The organism is Amycolatopsis sp. CA-211722, assembly GCF_056828465.1.
The window spans coordinates 1,466,620-1,482,711 of sequence record NZ_CP184752.1 but is presented as its reverse complement, the minus strand read 5'-3'; the positions used below and the strand labels follow the sequence as shown (position 1 = coordinate 1,482,711).

The window sequence follows — 16,092 nt, the reverse complement described above, 5'->3', positions numbered from 1 at the left end:
CCGGCGTGCCGACCCCCAGCCGCAGCACGCGAGTACGCCCGTGCCCGCACACGTCATCCAACAGGACGCCGCTCACTGCGCGCTGACTGTGCAGCGTGCGCGGGTCAAGCCAGCAGTTTCGCGAGGGTGATCGCGTTCTTCGGCGCTTCGACCTTGACGTCGTTGTCGAAGTAGACGTACGTGTCGCGACCCCAGCCCTCGATCTTCCGTGCCCACTGCTTCAAGGCCTTGTCGCCGTACCCGCTGACGTACAGCTCCTCGTCGCCGTGCAGGCGGACGTACGCGAACTCGTCGCTCGTCATCTCCTCGACGAACGGGAACTTGCCCGCGGTGTCGGCGACCACGAGGGCGATGCCGTGTTTCCGGAAGAGTTCGAGGCTCTCGGGCTCGGCGAAGCTCGGATGCCGTACTTCGACGGCGTGCCGGAGCTTCCGGCGAGGCTTCGGATCGGTGTGCGGCTCGGCCTTCAGCTTGTCGTCGTGCCTGTCCGCGAGCTTGGCGGCGGCCCTACTGGTACGCGGCAAGAGCTTGAAGAACGTCTCGACGCGCCCGGCGTCGAACGCCAGCCGCGGTGGGAGCTGCCAGAGGATCGGCCCCAGTTTCCGGCCGAGCGCCAGCACTCCGGACGCGAAGAAGTTCGCCAGTGGCACCTCGACGTCCCGCAGTTGCTTCATATGCGTGATGAAGCGACCGCCCTTGACGGCGAAGACGAAGTCGTCCGGTGTCTCCTCGGCCCAGGACCGGTACCGCTCGGGGCGCTGCAGTGAGTAGAACGAGCCGTTGATCTCGGCGGAGTTCATCCGGGACGACAGGTATTCCAGCTCGCGCCGCTGCACCAGGCCGCGGGGGTAGAAGTCCCCGCGCCACGGTGGGTAGCGCCAGCCCGAAGTGCCGATCCTCAGCTCCGCGACGTCGATCACCGCCTTCCCGTGTCGCCCTGATTCCCCCTCTCCGGCCGGGGCAAACGCCCGCTCACGCCCACGAGAACCGCCACCTCCTGGTCTGGACCAGGCTGGAGGCGAACTCGCGGAGATTGCCCGGCTGACCGGCGAACGAGGGCAGGCAGAACGCCCGGTGCTCGGCGGCGACGGTGAGCGCTCGGCCCTGGGTGCGCGGCGGCGCGGCCACCGAGAGCTCCATCGAGTCGAAGCCCAGCACCGTGAGCGTCGCGCCGAAACGGTCTTCCCAGCTGCGCAGGACGGCGGACAGCTCGTGGACCTGATCGGTCGCCTTGATCATGCCCGTCCAGCCGAGGATCGCCGGGATGTCGGCGGGCCGCTCCGTCTGCACCAGCGCCAGCCGATGCGGCCCGCGCGCGGCCAGGATCGACCCGGTGTTGCCGGCCTCGGCCAGCGGATCCGCCCGGCGCGACGGACGGCGGGCGAGCCCGGGGAACTTCGCGCCGAACGGGCGCAGGCAGGCGCCGTCGCAGCACGACGTGTCCCACCAGCGGGCCAGCACCTCGGCCGGATCGACCGAGGCGACGCGGTGATCGGCCGGGGCGAGCCTGCCGCGGTCGTCGATCCAGTCCTCGCCGTTGGCGGCGAAACGCTGGTCGTGCGGGATCAGCACCGGCCACAGACCGGAGCGGTCGAACTCGGCGACGCAGCCGGTGTAGCGCTCCGGCCTGGCCAGTGGCAGATCGGAAACCCAGATCCGGCCGTGCCACCGGCCGGGCGGCAGGGTCTGGACGGGCGGCGTGCCCGGACGGAACGGTGCGATCGTCATCGGCTTCCCCTCGAACTGGTGTTCGGTCAACTCTACCCGAACACTAGTTCGAAGCACCGACAGTTTTCGATACCCCGTTTGCGGGATCTCGGGGTGGCCGCCTCAGGCGTCGCTGGAGTCACACGTGCATCAGCGAGCGTCCACTGTGGACCTAACGGACTTGGGAACACAGGCGCGCGGCGTGGTCGAAGGCGTGACTCGCGTGATCAGGGACGTAACTCGCGTGATTGGAGGCCGCACTCGCGTGTTCCGCCGCTGATCACGCGAGTTCCGGCGTCGATCACGCGAGTGCGGCCGATCTTTGCCCAAGTACATGAAGGCCCCCTTCATTGCGTCTAGCGCAGTGAAGGGGGCCTTCATGTACTTCAGGCGAGCACCGGTTCCGGCGAGCCGAAGCGAACGCCTACATGGGGCGCAACAGGTCGTCCGCGTCCACGATCCGGTACGCGTACCCCTGCTCCGCCAGGAACCGCTGCCGGTGCGCCGCGTACTCCGTGTCGACGGTGTCCCGCGAGACGACCGAGTAGAAATGCGCCTGCCGCCCGTCGCCCTTGGGCCGCAGCAGCCGCCCGAGCCGCTGCGCCTCTTCCTGCCGCGAGCCGAACGTCCCGGAGATCTGGATCGCGACCGAAGCCTCCGGCAGGTCGATCGAGAAATTCGCGACCTTCGAAACGACCAGCGTCCTGATCTCGCCGCGCCGGAAAGCGTCGAAGAGCTCCTCGCGTTCCTTGTTCCGGGTCGCGCCCTGGATCACCGGCGCGTCGAGTTCGTCGCCGATCATCTCGAGCTGGTCGAGGTAGGCCCCGATGACCAGCGTCGGCTCGCCGGGATGCCGGTCGACCAGCGATTTGATCACCTTGGTCTTGGTGTCCGCGGTCGCCGCCAGCTTGTACCGCTCCTCGGCCTCGGCCGTCGCGTACGCGAGCCGCTCGGCGTCGGTCAGCGTCACCCTGACCTCGGTGCATTCCGCCGGCGCGATCCAGCCCTGCGCCTCGATGTCACGCCAGGGGACGTCGTACCGCTTCGGGCCGATCAGGGAGAACACGTCGCCCTCGCGGCCGTCCTCGCGGACCAGGGTGGCGGTCAGCCCGAGCCGCCGCCGGGACTGCAGGTCCGCGGTCATCCGGAACACCGGCGCGGGCAGCAGGTGGACCTCGTCGTAGACGACCAGGCCCCAGTCCCGCGAATCGAACAGGTCCAGATGCTTGTACTCGCCCTTGGTCTTACGCGTGACCACCTGGTACGTCGCGATGGTGACCGGCCGGATCTCCTTCTTCTCCCCGGAGTATTCGCCGATCTCCTCCTCGGTGAGCGAGGTCCGCGCGACCAGCTCCCGCTTCCACTGCCGCCCGGCCACGGTGTTCGTCACCAGGATCAGCGTGGTCGCCTTCGCGTGCGCCATGGCCGCGGCGCCGACCAGCGTCTTGCCCGCGCCGCACGGCAGCACGACGACGCCGGACCCGCCCGCCCAGAACGCCTCGGCGGCCTTGCGCTGGTAGTCGCGCAGCTCCCAGTCGTCCTCGGCCAGGTCGATCGGATGCGCTTCGCCGTCGACGTAACCGGCGAGGTCCTCCGCGGGCCAGCCGACCTTCAGCAGCGCCTGCTTGAGCCGCCCGCGTTCGGACGGGTGCACGACGACGGTGTCCTCGTCGATGCGCGCGCCCAGCATCGGGCTGATCTTCTTGTGCCGGAGGATCTCCTCCAGCACCGCGCGGTCGATGGTCGACATGACCAGGCCGTGCGCCGGGTGGTTGGCGATCTGCAGCCGCCCGAAGCGGCCCATCGTGTCCACGATGTCGATGAGCAGCGGCTGCGGCACGGGGAACCGCGAGTACGTGGTCAGCGCGTCGACGACCTGTTCGGCGTCGTGGCCGGCCGCGCGGGCGTTCCACAACGCGAGCGGCGTGATCCGGTAGGTGTGGACGTGCTCGGGCGCGCGTTCCAGTTCGGCGAACGGCGCGATGGCGATCCGCGCGTCGTCGGCCTGGCTGTTGTCGACCTCGAGGAGCACGGTCTTGTCGGATTGGACGATCAGCGGGCCATCGGTCACATCCTCCTTTATACGTTCCGGCCACACCGGCTCCCGCCGCGGCACCGCTGGTGGAAGGATGTGCGGAAGGTGACTGGAGGGGACCTTGACGACTACACCGACCGGCGGGATGCCCGAGTACGACCCGTTCAACGCGCCCGCGCCCCTGCCGTCGATGCCGGAGGCGGTGCCGCCGACACCGTTCCCCAAGCCGCCGCCGCTGAGCGTGCTGGCCAAGGCCTCGATCGTGCTGGGTGTCGTCGTCGCGCTGGGCCTGGGGAGCCTGTTCGCCTTCGCCGTCTCGCGGTCGAGCGGGTTCACCAAGGTCGAGGCGGGCAAATGCCTGTACCTGACCGACGAGGCGGGCGGCAACCAGAGCTACACGACGGCCAGTTGCACGTCGAACCGCGCGACGTTCCGGATCGACGAGGTGCGGTCGGGCTCGTCGGACTGCCGCAGCGCCGATTACGTCCAGTTCGAGCTGTACGGGGGTTCGTCGAGCAAGAGGGCGGAAAAGACGCTCTGCCTCGCGCTGAACGTCGAGAGCGGGGACTGCCTGCGGGACGTCGTGCACGAGACGCGGATCGCGAAGGTCCGCTGCAGCGACATCAGCGCGGAGGCGCGCGCGACGGTGATGCGGGGATCGGAGGCCGTCTGCATGCCGGAGGACACCGAGCTGCGTTACACCGGGCCGCCGGTGCGCACCGTGTGTCTCAGGCCGACCGGGGAAAATATCTAGCAGCCAGGCAAAGCCTGTCCGTTGAGGGTGGTGGCGGGGCGGGGTCCGGGCTAGGCGCGCGGCACCATCGACTGCACGTCGAGCCGGGCGCCGAGCATGCCCGAGTTGTGCATCAGGTCGGCCACCCGTTGCAGCCGGATGCCGTTGAGGGACACCGGGTACGTCCCGAGCGAGATCAGCGACGCCGTCGTCCGGTCGATGTCGGAGAACGACGGCAGCGCGTCGCGGACGACGGCGGGATCGGCCGCCCGCACCTGCGCTTCGCCGAGCACCTTGCGGAAGACCGCGAGGGTGCGGGCGTTGGCCTGGCCGAACGCGCCCATCGAGACGTAGGACGACATCGGGAAGTCGAGTGTCGCGCCGCGGGCGCCATCGGCGAGGATGCTCGCCCCGAGCTCCTTCTCGGCCCTGGTGATGTACGGCTCGACCATCCACGCGGCGTCGGCCTCGCCCGCCTGCAACGCCTGGGGCATCCGGTCGAACGGGTGCTGCTTGAACTGGATCCGGTTCACGTCGACGCCCGCGGTCGCCAGTACCGACCGGGCTGCCAGCACACCGACGTCGTCGAGCATGTTCACCGCGATCTTCGGTGACTTCTTCAGCGTCGGCTCGGTGTAATCGGAGCCGGGGAGTGTGACGAGCGCCATGGTCTTGCGTCCGGCGGTGTACGCCTCGCCCTGCAACTGGAGCGCGGTCCCGGCCGCGGCGGCGCGGAAGATGGACACGTCGCTGGCGAACGCCAGGTCGACCTCGCCCGCGGAAAGTTTGCCGATCGCCTGGTCGGCGGGAACTTCGACGAGGGTCACGGAAAGGCCGGCCGTGGTGAACTTCCCCTCGGCGACGGCGACCCGCAAGGGTGCCGTGTCGATGGGGCTCCCGACGCCGACGCGCAGTTCCGTCCGTTCGAGTGGCGCGTCGGTATTTGCGTCACCGCCGGAAAACACTCCGCAACCGGCGGCCGCCAGCAGTGCCGCTACCAGCGGAATCGCCAAGACGCGCATCTTCGTCACCGCTCACCTACCGAGAGAATGTGCTCCTCCTGCTGGATCGTATGGTCCCCGCCCCATACGATCGCCTGCGGGAGGCGCCCGACGGCGCGGCTTTCGATCGTTCTCGAACCTTGTTACTCTACAGTAGGTTCGGGCTCTCGTCCCCGATGTCAGCCATGGGAAAGGGTCCCGTGGTGGGAAAAGGAAACCAGGTGGCCCGTCGCGACAAGCGTCCCCGTGGGGGCGACGCGGCGGAACGGCATCCTCGTGTCGGCGGGCGCTGGCGGCTACGGAACTGGCACCTCCGTACCAAACTCTTCGTGGTACTCCTGATTCCCGCGCTCGCCGTGGTCGCCCTCGTCGGGCTCCGGGTCAACTCCGATCTGCGGGACGCGCGGCAGCTCGCCGAATTCGCCACTCGCGGCCGCGTCGACAGCACCGTCGCCGAGGCCGTGCACCAGCTCCAGCGCGAACGGGACCTCACCGTCCGGTTCGTCGCCGGCGATCGCAAGGGCGACCTTTCCGAACTGACCGAGCAGCGCAAGCGCGTCGACGAGGCCATCGGCGCCTTCGACCGCACGCTCGGCGAAAGCAAGAGCAGGCTCGGCGGCAACACCGCGACCAGCCTCCAGCAGACCAGCGACCGGCTGCGCGTACTGACCGGGCTCCGGTATTCCGCCGAACACTCGGCTTTTCCCGCCGACGCGGTGCTGCGTTCCTACAGCGACCTGATCTCCGGCCTGCTCGACATCAGCGATTCCACCGCCGCCGACGTCTCCGACCCGGATCTGGGGAAGCTCCGCCTCGCGGGCAACGCGCTCGCGCGGATCAAGGACCAGATGTCGGTCAAACGCGCGATCATGGCGGCCGCGCTCGCGGAGGGCGGTCTCAACCGGGACCGGACGCGCGCGCTGCTCGGCGCGGAGGCCGAACTCGCCGCCGCCCGCAACGACTACCGCACGTTCGCGACCCCCGAACAGCAGCGGATGTACGACGACACGGTCATCGGCCTGATCGTCGACATCGGCAACGACATGGTCGAATCGGCGCTCATCCGCGCGGAGAACGATCAGGGGCTCGGCGGGCTGGACCCGAACCAGTGGGACACCTCGGCCACGTACACGGTGAACCTGGCCCACCAGGTGCAGCAGGCACTGCTCGTCCAGCTGCAGGAACGCACCGACGCCCTCGCGGCACGGGCGAGGACGTCCGCGATCTGGGACGGCGGCATCGTGCTCGCCGTGCTGATCGTCGCCGGGGTGCTTTCGGTGATCATCGCGCGCTCCTTGCTGCGGCCGCTGCGGATCCTGCGCCGCAGCGCGCTCCACGTCGCCGAACACCAGCTGCCGGCGGCCGTCGAAGGACTGCTGAGCGACCCCGAGCCGCAGCCGGAGAACCTGCGGCGCCGTTTGGCCGTCGCCCCGGTCCCGGTGTTCAGCCGCGAGGAACTCGGCCAGGTGGCGCGCGCGTTCGACGCGGTGCACGGCGAGGCCGTCCGGCTCGCCGGGGAACAGGCGATGCTGCGGGAGAACATCAACGCGATGTTCGTGAACCTGTCGCAGCGGAGCCAGGATCTGGTCGAACGGCAGCTGTCCGTGCTGGACCGCATGGAGGCCGACGAACAGGATCCCGACACGCTCGCCGGGCTCTTCGAACTCGACCACCTCGCGACCCGGATGCGCCGCAACAGCGAGAACCTGCTGGTCCTGTCCGGAACCGACGTCGTCCGTGAGGACGGCGGCGCCGTCGTCGCCGACGAAATCGTCGGCGCCGCGCTCTCGGAGGTCGAGCACTACCAGCGCATCGAACTCGGCCCGGCGCCGCGGATCGCGGTGCGCGGCGAGGCCGTCAACGATCTCGTGCACGTGGTCTCCGAGCTGCTGGAGAACGCGACCCGCTATTCGGATCAGAGCACGATGGTGCAGGTCGAGGGGCACGAGACGAACCGCGGGGAATGGCAGATCGAGATCACCGACCACGGCGCCGGGATGCCGCAGGCCGAGATCGACCGGACCAACGCGCGGCTGGCGAACCCGCCGGACGTCGACGTCGAGGTCTCGCGGCGGATGGGTCTGTTCGTGGTCGCGACGCTGGCGATCCGGCACCACATCGACGTCCGGCTCCGCTCCGCCGACGGCGGCGGGATCACCGCGGAGGTCGTCGTGCCCGCCGAGCTCATCGTCGAAGCTCCCCGGCCCGCGCCGCTACCGGAGCCGGTGCCCGTCGCCGTCGTCGCCCCGGAGCCGGAACCCGAGCCGCCGCTGGAAGTCCCGCCGCTGCCCGCTCCGGAGGAAAACGCCGAGGAGTCGCGGTTCGCGCCGGTGCTGGACCCCGGCCCGCTGCGGCGTGCTCCCGTCGTCGAGCGCGAGACCCAGCCGGAATGGCCGTCTTCGGACGACGACGCCGTCGACCATCTGGAGCTGGACGCGCCGACCGAGCGGATGCCCAAATACCAGAGCGTGCTTTCGCAGTGGTTCGACCACGGAGGCCCGCGCGAAGGGCCTTCGCCCGCGGAGCCCGGCCCGCCTTCCTTGCCTTCGTTCGAGCCGGTCAAGAACGCCGTGCCCGAGGAACCCGCGCCGGATCCGGACGAGCCGACCGAGCCGACGCTGAAGCCGCTGGAGCCGAAGGAAAAGGAGCCGGAGCCCGCTTGGCCGACGCCCGCTGAGCTGGAACAGGAGGACGGGGCGGAGGAGACCTGGCCGGTGCTGCCCGCCGTCGTCCCCGAGGCCCGGTCCCAGGACGACAGGCCGGAGAAGCCGCGAGGGGAGAGGCCGATACTCTCACTTTCCCCCGAAGCGGTCCGCGAACGGATGACCAGCCTGCAAGGCGGATTCCGGCGCGGTCGCCACGCCAGGGGCGACGACAACCCCTCGGCATAAGCGAATTGGAAGGTCCATGAGTTCGAAAACCGGCCTGCTGGAAGTGATCGCGCTGACCGCGGTGGACGCGGAGCGCGCGCAGGAGGGCGGGGCCGATCGCCTCGAACTGGTCAGCGACATGGCCAGCGACGGTCTCACGCCGTCGGTCGAGACGCTGCGCGACGTACTCGGCGCCACCGATCTCCCGGTGCGGGTCATGCTGCGCGACAACATGTCCTTCGCCGCCGGCGACCTCGACGGGCTGCGCGCGGACGCGGTGCGCCTGATCGACGCGGGCGCGCGGGAGTTCGTCTTCGGTTTCCTGGACCTGGAAAGCGAAATCGACGTCGAAGCCTGCGAGACGCTGGTCAAGGAGCTCGACGGGCTGCCGTGGACCTTCCACCGCGCCATCGACCGCGCGCGGGACCCGTTGCGCGCCTACGACCAGCTGATCGACCTCGGCTGCGACACGGTGCTCGCGGCCGGGCATCCGCACGGCGTCGCGCACGGGCTTTCGGTGCTGCAGCGGCTCGCCCGGCGGGAGGACGGGCCGCGGCTGCTCGTCGGCGGTGGCCTTCGGGCGCAGCAGGTGCACCTGTTGCGGGCGGGCGGCGTCGACGCGTTCCACGTCGGCAGCGCGGTCCGGCCGGGCGGCTGGGAGCCCGGCATGGACACTGTGGACGTCGCCGCCGTTCGCGAATGGGCGGCGCTGGTCAAGGAGTAGGCCGCGCGCCGGGTTCCTTGCGCGTGCAACTACCGCAATTAGAGGACGAAACGCGGGGGTGGCCGGGGTGCGCACGGGGTCAGGTCCAGACCACATACGGTGATCCGAGGTTGCATCTTCAACTATCAGGTGCCGACCAGATAGCGTGTGGCCATGGCTACCCGCACCGTACGTGACGCGACCAGGGAACTGCTGCGCGATCTGGGCCTGACCACCGTTTTCGGCAATCCCGGCACGACCGAGATCGCCTTCCTCACGGACTGGCCCGACGACTTCACCTACGTGCTCGCGCTCCACGAGGCGTCCGTCGTCGCGATGGCCGACGGGTACGCCCGCGCGAGCAGGCGCGCGGCACTGGTGAACCTGCACTCCGCCGGCGGAGTCGGGCACGCGCTCGGGCACATCTTCACCGCGTACCGCAACAACGCCCCGCTGATCATCGTGGCGGGCCAGCAGACCAGGTCGCTGCTGCCGGACGACCCGTTCCTCGGCGCCGTCGAGGCGGCGAACTTCCCCAAGCCGTACGTGAAGTGGAGCTGCGAGCCCGCCAGGGCCGAGGACGTCCCGGCGGCGCTGGCCCGGGCGTACCACATCGCGACGCAGGCGCCCATGGGTCCGGTGTTCGTCTCGGTGCCCGTGGACGACTGGGACGTCGAGATCTCGAAGCCGATCGTGTCCCGGCCGCGGATCCGCGGCTTCGCGCCCGATCCGTCCGCTTTGGACGAACTGGTGTCCGCCTTGGACGCCGCCGAACGTCCGGCGATCGTGGCCGGCCCCACCATCGACGGTGAGGGCGCCGTGCCGGACGTCGTCGAGCTGGCCGAAAAGGTCGGCGCCGGGGTCTGGGCGCCGCCGATGGGGGCACGCTGCTCCTTCCCCGAGGACCACCCGCAGTTCTTCGGATTCCTTCAGCCGGAACGGAAAATGCTCGCGAGCGCCTTGGCGGACCACGATCTCGTGGTCGTCATCGGCGCCCCGGCGTTCACCTACCACGTGTACCGCGGCGAGTCGGAAACCGCGCTGCCGCCGCTGTTCCTGATCAGCGACGACGAGCAGATCCTCGCCAGGGCCGCGGAAGGCACCGGCGTCCGCGCGACACCGAAGCTCGCGATCCGCGCGCTGCTGGACCGCGCCGCGCCGCGGGAAGCGCCGAAACCCCGCACCAGGCTGGAAAAGCCCGCCGCGGTCACGCCGATCACCCCGGCCTTCGCCTACTCCGTGATCTCGGAGGTCCTGCCGGACGACGCGATCGTCGTCGAAGAGACCCCGAGTCACCGCAACGACCTGCACGACCACCTGCCGATCAAGTCCACCGACACCGGCTTCCTCACCGTCGCGAGCGGCACCCTCGGCTACGGCCTCCCGGCCGCCGTCGGTGCCGCGCTGGCCCGCCCGGACCGCAAGGTCGTCGCGATCCTCGGCGACGGGTCGAGCATGTACTGCGTCCAGGCCTTGTGGACGGCGGCGCAGCACAATCTGCCGGTGACGTTCGTGATCTTCGACAACTCGCAGTACGCCGCCGTGCGGATCCTCGGCGAGGCGGCGGGCGGCGAGAAGGTGCCGGGCGTCGACCTCGGCGGCATCGATTTCCCCGCGCTGGCGAAGAGCCTGGGCCTGCGGACGTCGGTCGTCGAGAAGGCCGAGGAGCTCAAGCCGACGCTGGAGGCCGCGCTGCCGGACGAGCGGCCGCATCTGGTGCACGTCCGCATCGACGCGAACCCGCGCACGCTGTACTGAGAGAGCCGAAGGGCGCTTTCCCCGCGTGTGATGCGGGGAAAGCGCCCTTCGTCGCGTCGCGTGGTCGTGAGTTCCCTGTGGAGCGTTGCGAAAGCCACTTTCGCAACGTTGAAGGTTGCGAAAGTGGCTTTCGCAACACCTGCTCGGCCGCGTCGCCCACCGTGGCCCGGCGCCTCGACTCCCAGAAGTACGTGAAGGCCCCCTTCACTGCGCCTAGCGCAATGAAGGGGGCCTTCACGTACTTTCAGCTCTTGGCGCGCACCTCGGCCTCGGCGGCAGCTGCGTCGTCGGATGCGGCCGCCTCCCGCTGCGCCAGCTCGTACTCGGCCGCGTCCGAAGCGGCGGTGACGGCTTCCGGGGCACCGCCGTGCAGCAGCCGCGCCACCTCACCGCGCAGCGTCACGAACTCCGCCGACTCGCGCGTGGTGATCTGGTCCCGCTCCGCGGGCAGCCCGACCGGCAGGTCCGCGACGATCTTCGCGGGCGACTTCGACAGCACCAGCACGCGGTCCGAAAGGTAGACGCTCTCGTCGATGTCGTGCGTGACGACGAGGACGGTGCTCCCGTTCTCGCGCTGCACGCGCCTCGTCAGGTCTTCGAGCTCGAACCGCGTCTGCGCGTCGACCGACGCGAACGGCTCGTCCATCAGCAGCAGGGCCGGACGGCTGGCCAGCGCCCGCGCGATCGACACCCGCTGCTGCATACCGCCCGAGAGCTGCCACGGGAACTTCGACCCGACCCCGGACAGGCCGACCGACTCCAGCGCCTCCTGCGCCCGCGTGCGGCGCTCCGTGCGGCTCAAGTTGCGCCACCGCAAGGGGAACTCGACGTTCTTCGCGACCGACAGCCACGGGAACAGCGAGCGGCTGTAGTCCTGGAACACGACGGCGAGGTCCTCCGGCACGCCGGAGACGTCGTCGCCGTGCAGGCTGACCCGGCCGGACGTCGGCTTGATCAGCCCGGCGATGCAGCGCAGGAGCGTCGACTTGCCGCAGCCCGACGGTCCGACGATGCTCGCGAGCTGGCCCGCTTCGACGGTGAACGACAGGTCGTTGACCGCGACGTGCGCCTTATCTCCCGCGCCGTACCGGTGGTTCAGCCCGGAGACTTCGAGCATGGTTGACATCTTGCTGACCCTTCGAAAACTAGAGACGGCCGTTGCGGGTGGGCTGCCAGCGGAGCACTCTCTGCTCCACCGCGAGGAAGGCCGCGTTGAACCCGAAGCCGAGCAGTCCGAGCAGGACCAGCCACGACCACATGAGCGGGAAGTCGAACGCCTGCTGGGCGTCCATCAGGGACCGGCCGATGCCGTTGTAGGAGCCGACCAGTTCCGAGATCACCATCAGCAGCAAGGAGATGGACAGGCTCAGCCGCAGGCCGGCGAAGATCTTCGGCCCGGCGGCCGGAAGCACGATCGACCGCACCCAGTACGACCGGGGCGTCCGGAACGACTTCGCGGTGTCGATCTTCACCTGGTCCACCGAGCGGACGCCGTCCACGGTGTTGAGCAGCACGGGCCAGATCGCGCCGAAGATGATCGACCCGGTCTGCATCCCCGGCCCGAGTCCGAAAAGGACGATGAACACCGGGATCAGCGCGGGCGGCGGCACCGAGCGGAAGAACGCGAACAGCGGCCCGACGTAGTCCATCCCGTGCTTGGACCGTCCCAAGAGGACACCCAGCGCGACACCGAGGGCACCGGCCAGCAGCCAGCCGCCGAGCGTCCGGCCGAGGCTCGGCAGGACGTTGTCGAACACGGTGTCGGTCAGGAACAGCTGCGAGGCCGGGCCGGTGAACCACAGCTTCACCGAGGCGGACAGGATCTCGGTCGGTGGCGGGAAGAACGGGCTTTCCGCGAGCCGGGTCGCGAGCTCCCAGAGCCCCAGCAGTGCGAAGAAGAGCAGCCAGTTGCGGACCAGGATGCCGATACCCCGGCCGACGCGCCTGCCGACGCGGCTGGTCAGCGTGAGGGTCGTCACGAGACCGCCTCCCGGTCGACCGTGCTCCAGCGGAACGCCCGCCTGCCGATCATCTCGAGCCCGCCGTTGATGAGGAAGCCGAGCGCGCCGACCACCACGGTGCCGGCGAGCACGAGGTCGAACCTGGTGGAGCCGGTGCTGGCCTGCATGATGAAGTTGCCGATGCCGAGTTTGGCGCCGGCGAGGAACTCGGTACTGACCACCGCGATCAGCGCGATGTTGGCGGACAGCCGCACCCCGGTGAACACGAACGGCGCGGTGTGCGGCAGCGCCACCGACGTCAGCGTCCGGAACTTGCTCGTACCGCAGGCTTTCGCGGTCTCCAGCAGCACGGGGTCGATCTCGCCGAGCGCGTAGATCGTGTTGAACATGATGGGCCACAACGACGCGTACACGGCCAGCGTGATCTTCGCCTCGGGCCCGCCGCCGATCAGCAGGAGCACGAGCGGGATCAGCGCGACGGCGGGGATCGGCCGCAGGAACTCGATGACCACCGCGGTCGCGGTGCGCAGGCCGGGGATGCTGCCCAGCAGCAGGCCGGCGGGCACGGCGATGGCGACCGCGATCAGCAGGGCGATCGCCCAGGCGAGGAACGTGGCGACCAGGTCCCGGACGAACTGGGTCTCGCCGAACTGTTCGAAGATCGTCACGAGGACGACGGACGGCGGGGGGAGGAACTCTTTACGGACCAGGCCGGCCTGGACGATCACTTCCCAGATGAGGAAGAAACCGGCCAGACCGGCCAGGGCACGGAGAAGTCGTGGCACCTTGACCTTTATCCAGCTTGAGGGGCGAGCATCGGAGCGGCGTCGAGCTTGGCCGTGATCACTCCGGTCTGCAGCAGCAGATCCGGCACGCGCTGCAGGCGGCGGGCGTCCAGTGTGGACCCGAACGTCGGCAGCGTGAGCAGTGAGGCGGTTTCCGCGTCGACCTTGGCGTACTTGACGATGAGGGGTTCGATCTTGGAGCGGTCGGCCGAGTCGCGCACGGCCTTGCCCAGTGCGCGCTGGAACGCGGCCAGCGTCTTGGGGTTCTTGTCCACGAAGGAGCCGAGCGCGCCGAAGCCCGCCAGCGGGAAGTCCTGCGTGGCACCGGTCGAGATGTCGACGACCGGGGTCGCGCCGACGACCTTCGAGGCCTGGGTCAGGAACGGCTCGGGCAGGTAGCCCGCGTCGACCTGGCCCGAGGAGAGCGCCGCGGCGATGTTCGGCAGCTGCATGGGCACCCACTGGACCTTGCTGGTGTCCACGCCGTGGTCCTTCATCACCGAGACGGTGAGCAGGTGGGAGGCGGTGTTCTTGTCGGTGATCGCGATCTTCTTGCCCGCGAGGTCGTTGATCGTCTTGACCGAGGAGGTCGGCACGGTGACGACCGCGTTGCTCTTGGGGCTGGCCGAAACCGAGTCGGCGACGAGCCGGATGTCGGCCGCGCCCTTGCTCTTCGCGACGAAGAACGGCATGTAGGTGGAGAAGGCGATGTCGACCTCGCCGCCGATCATCTTGGTCATCGCCTGCTGGCCGCTGGGCGCGTCGACCGCTTCGACCTCGAGCCCCTCGGCCTTGAAGTAGCCGCCTTCCTGCGCCAGCCGCAGCGGCGCGAGGTCGACGACGGGCAGCAGGGCCACCTTGATCTTCGGCTTCTCCAGCCCGCCTTCGCCACCCGACGCCTTCGACGTGTCCTCGCCGCCGAGTGCGCCACAGGCGCCCAACGTGGCCAGCATGAGCGCGCTCAGGGCGACGCCGACGGCACCCCGTCCTCTACGTGCACCGCTCCTGCTCATGGCGTTTCGAAACAAAGCCAGCTCCTCGGAAACAATGAATCACCGTTGGGGTTTTTTCATCCGTGTCGTGGCTTCATTTCGCCAGGCACGCGGTCACCTTAGAGATTTGCCCACCTGCTCACAATGGGTGTCGTGAGCGGGTGATCATTTTAGGCCATTCGCCCGATCACCTGATCACCCGCTTGGACAACATTACTTTCAGTGATCGAATTCCGCGTGGATGGGCAATTCGGGGTAACCGCGAGTCATCAACTCGTGGCCTGGGCCGCGATCATCGGGCCGACGTCGATCTTGCTCTGGATCGCGCCCATCTGCAGGAGCAGGTCCGGGACCCGCTGGATGCGGCGCGGGTCCAGGGTGGACTGGAACGTCAGCAGCGTGGTCAGCGCGGCGGTGTCCTGGTCGATCTTGGCGTACTTGACCAGCAACGGCTCGATCTTGGAGCGGTCGGCCGCGTCGCGGGTGGCCTTCTGCATGGCGCGCTGGAAGGCGGCCACGGTCTTCGGATTCTCCGAGACGAACTTGCCGAGCGAGCCGTAGCCCGCGGTGGGGAAGTCCTGAGTGGCGCCGGTGGCGGTGTCCACGACCGGGACGGTGCCCGCCTGCTTGGCGGTCTGGGTGATGAACGGCTCGGTCAGGAAGCCGGCGTCGATGTCGCCGTTCTTCAGCGCGGTCCCGACGTTCGGCAACGGGATCGGCACCCACTGGACCTTGCTGGCGTCGACGCCGTGGTCCTTCATGACCGATTTGGACAGCGTGTCCGACACGGTGTTCGGCGCGGTGATGCCGATCTTCTTGCCCGCCAGGTCGCTGACGCTCTTCACCGTGGACGTCGGCAGCGTGACCAGCATCGTGCTCTTCGGACCCGCGGAGGAGGCGTCCGCGACCAGCTTGATGTCGGCGGTGTTCTTGCTCATCGCGATGAAGAACGGGGTGTAGCTCGCGTACGCGATGTCGACCTCGCCGCCGATCAGCTTGGTCAGCGACACCTGACCGGTCGCGGCCTCGATGGCCTCGACTTCGAGGCCTTCGTTCTTGAAGTAGCCGCCGTCCTGGGCGAGGCGGAGCGGGGCAAGGTCGATGGTCGACATCACGGCGACCTTGATCTTCGACTTCTCGAGGTTCCCCGAGCCGCCGGAGGAGGACGAATCTTCGCCGCCGAGGAGGCCGCAGCCGCTGACCGATACCGAAACCGCGGCCGCCATCGCGAATGCGAGGGCTCCACGCCGGCCCAGGCTGGCGCTCAAGGCCTTCTTCGAGCTTGCAGAGCCAAGCAAAGTGGTGCTCCTGATCAAGGGGAGGGACACGTGATGACGTGGCCTGATGTGGAATTCGGAAGTGACTCTTTGTCTCAAGTCACGGCCCACTGTAGAGAACACACACTGTGCTCACAATGGGTGGTCATCCCATGATCCCAAGTGGTAACGATCACCCGAACAGGTTGTTTGTCAGAAGTGAACACAACTGGGCGTGTTCACGCCGGGGACTTGTTGACAACTGAGCGCCGACGGGTCAAGAGCCGTCCG

14 protein-coding genes are annotated in these 16,092 nt (G+C 68.9%); 5 read left to right on the top strand and 9 right to left on the bottom strand.

Annotated features, from left to right (window positions below; translation table 11 throughout):
• Window positions 1–104: 104 nt before the first annotated feature.
• The 3 genes from ACOCEP_RS07310 to ACOCEP_RS07300 form a co-directional block, all read right to left on the bottom strand.
• The gene (locus tag ACOCEP_RS07310) at window positions 105–920 is read right to left on the bottom strand and encodes a DUF72 domain-containing protein (protein WP_482336462.1); all 816 of its coding nucleotides are present in this window, start codon (window positions 918–920) and stop codon (window positions 105–107) included.
• Between the two features lie 52 nt (window positions 921–972).
• On the bottom strand, window positions 973–1,728 hold the full coding sequence (locus tag ACOCEP_RS07305) for a DUF4253 domain-containing protein (RefSeq protein WP_482336461.1): 756 nt from the start codon (window positions 1,726–1,728) through the stop codon (window positions 973–975).
• 403 nt (window positions 1,729–2,131) lie between these two features.
• Window positions 2,132–3,778: a DNA repair helicase XPB gene (locus ACOCEP_RS07300; protein ID WP_016337592.1), complete on the bottom strand. Its 1,647-nt coding sequence runs from the start codon at window positions 3,776–3,778 to the stop codon at window positions 2,132–2,134.
• Between the two features lie 85 nt (window positions 3,779–3,863).
• Here ACOCEP_RS07300 and ACOCEP_RS07295 point away from each other — a divergent pair, with 85 nt between their 5' ends.
• Entirely contained in the window at window positions 3,864–4,496 is a 633-nt protein-coding gene (locus ACOCEP_RS07295) for an LppU/SCO3897 family protein (protein ID WP_482336459.1), read from the top strand.
• Window positions 4,497–4,546: 50 nt separating this feature from the next.
• On the opposite strand, the gene ACOCEP_RS07290 is transcribed toward ACOCEP_RS07295, so the two are convergent.
• Window positions 4,547–5,506, bottom strand: a complete 960-nt coding sequence (locus ACOCEP_RS07290) for an ABC transporter substrate-binding protein (protein WP_482336458.1) — start codon at window positions 5,504–5,506, stop codon at window positions 4,547–4,549.
• A gap of 191 nt (window positions 5,507–5,697) precedes the next feature.
• Here ACOCEP_RS07290 and ACOCEP_RS07285 point away from each other — a divergent pair, with 191 nt between their 5' ends.
• From ACOCEP_RS07285 to mdlC, 3 genes are all read left to right on the top strand, one after another.
• Window positions 5,698–8,367 carry a sensor histidine kinase gene (locus tag ACOCEP_RS07285; RefSeq protein WP_482336457.1) on the top strand — a complete coding sequence of 890 codons (2,670 nt, stop codon included), beginning with the start codon at window positions 5,698–5,700 and terminating at the stop codon, window positions 8,365–8,367.
• A 16-nt stretch (window positions 8,368–8,383) separates the two neighbouring features.
• Window positions 8,384–9,070, top strand: a complete 687-nt coding sequence (locus ACOCEP_RS07280) for a copper homeostasis protein CutC (RefSeq protein ID WP_482336455.1) — start codon at window positions 8,384–8,386, stop codon at window positions 9,068–9,070.
• Between the two features lie 153 nt (window positions 9,071–9,223).
• Window positions 9,224–10,807: a benzoylformate decarboxylase gene (gene mdlC, locus ACOCEP_RS07275; RefSeq protein ID WP_482336454.1), complete on the top strand. Its 1,584-nt coding sequence runs from the start codon at window positions 9,224–9,226 to the stop codon at window positions 10,805–10,807.
• A 244-nt stretch (window positions 10,808–11,051) separates the two neighbouring features.
• Here the strand turns inward: mdlC and ACOCEP_RS07270 are convergent, their stop codons facing one another.
• From ACOCEP_RS07270 to ACOCEP_RS07250, 5 genes are all read right to left on the bottom strand, one after another.
• Window positions 11,052–11,933 (bottom strand): ABC transporter ATP-binding protein, encoded by an 882-nt coding sequence (locus ACOCEP_RS07270; protein WP_482336453.1) that lies wholly within the window; start codon window positions 11,931–11,933, stop codon window positions 11,052–11,054.
• Between the two features lie 19 nt (window positions 11,934–11,952).
• Window positions 11,953–12,786: an ABC transporter permease gene (locus tag ACOCEP_RS07265; RefSeq protein WP_482336452.1), complete on the bottom strand. Its 834-nt coding sequence runs from the start codon at window positions 12,784–12,786 to the stop codon at window positions 11,953–11,955.
• The gene (locus ACOCEP_RS07260) at window positions 12,783–13,553 is read right to left on the bottom strand and encodes an ABC transporter permease (protein WP_482336451.1); all 771 of its coding nucleotides are present in this window, start codon (window positions 13,551–13,553) and stop codon (window positions 12,783–12,785) included. The genes ACOCEP_RS07265 and ACOCEP_RS07260 overlap by 4 nt, the downstream gene beginning before the upstream one ends.
• Window positions 13,554–13,561: 8 nt before the next feature.
• Window positions 13,562–14,566, bottom strand: a complete 1,005-nt coding sequence (locus ACOCEP_RS07255) for an ABC transporter substrate-binding protein (protein WP_457959586.1) — start codon at window positions 14,564–14,566, stop codon at window positions 13,562–13,564.
• Between the two features lie 248 nt (window positions 14,567–14,814).
• Entirely contained in the window at window positions 14,815–15,657 is an 843-nt protein-coding gene (locus tag ACOCEP_RS07250) for an ABC transporter substrate-binding protein (protein ID WP_257484038.1), read from the bottom strand.
• Here ACOCEP_RS07250 and ACOCEP_RS07245 point away from each other — a divergent pair.
• Window positions 15,647–15,877 carry a hypothetical protein gene (locus tag ACOCEP_RS07245; RefSeq protein ID WP_482336450.1) on the top strand — a complete coding sequence of 77 codons (231 nt, stop codon included), beginning with the start codon at window positions 15,647–15,649 and terminating at the stop codon, window positions 15,875–15,877. The two genes, ACOCEP_RS07250 and ACOCEP_RS07245, sit on opposite strands and share 11 nt — an antisense overlap.
• The last annotated feature ends 215 nt before the right edge of the window (window positions 15,878–16,092 follow it).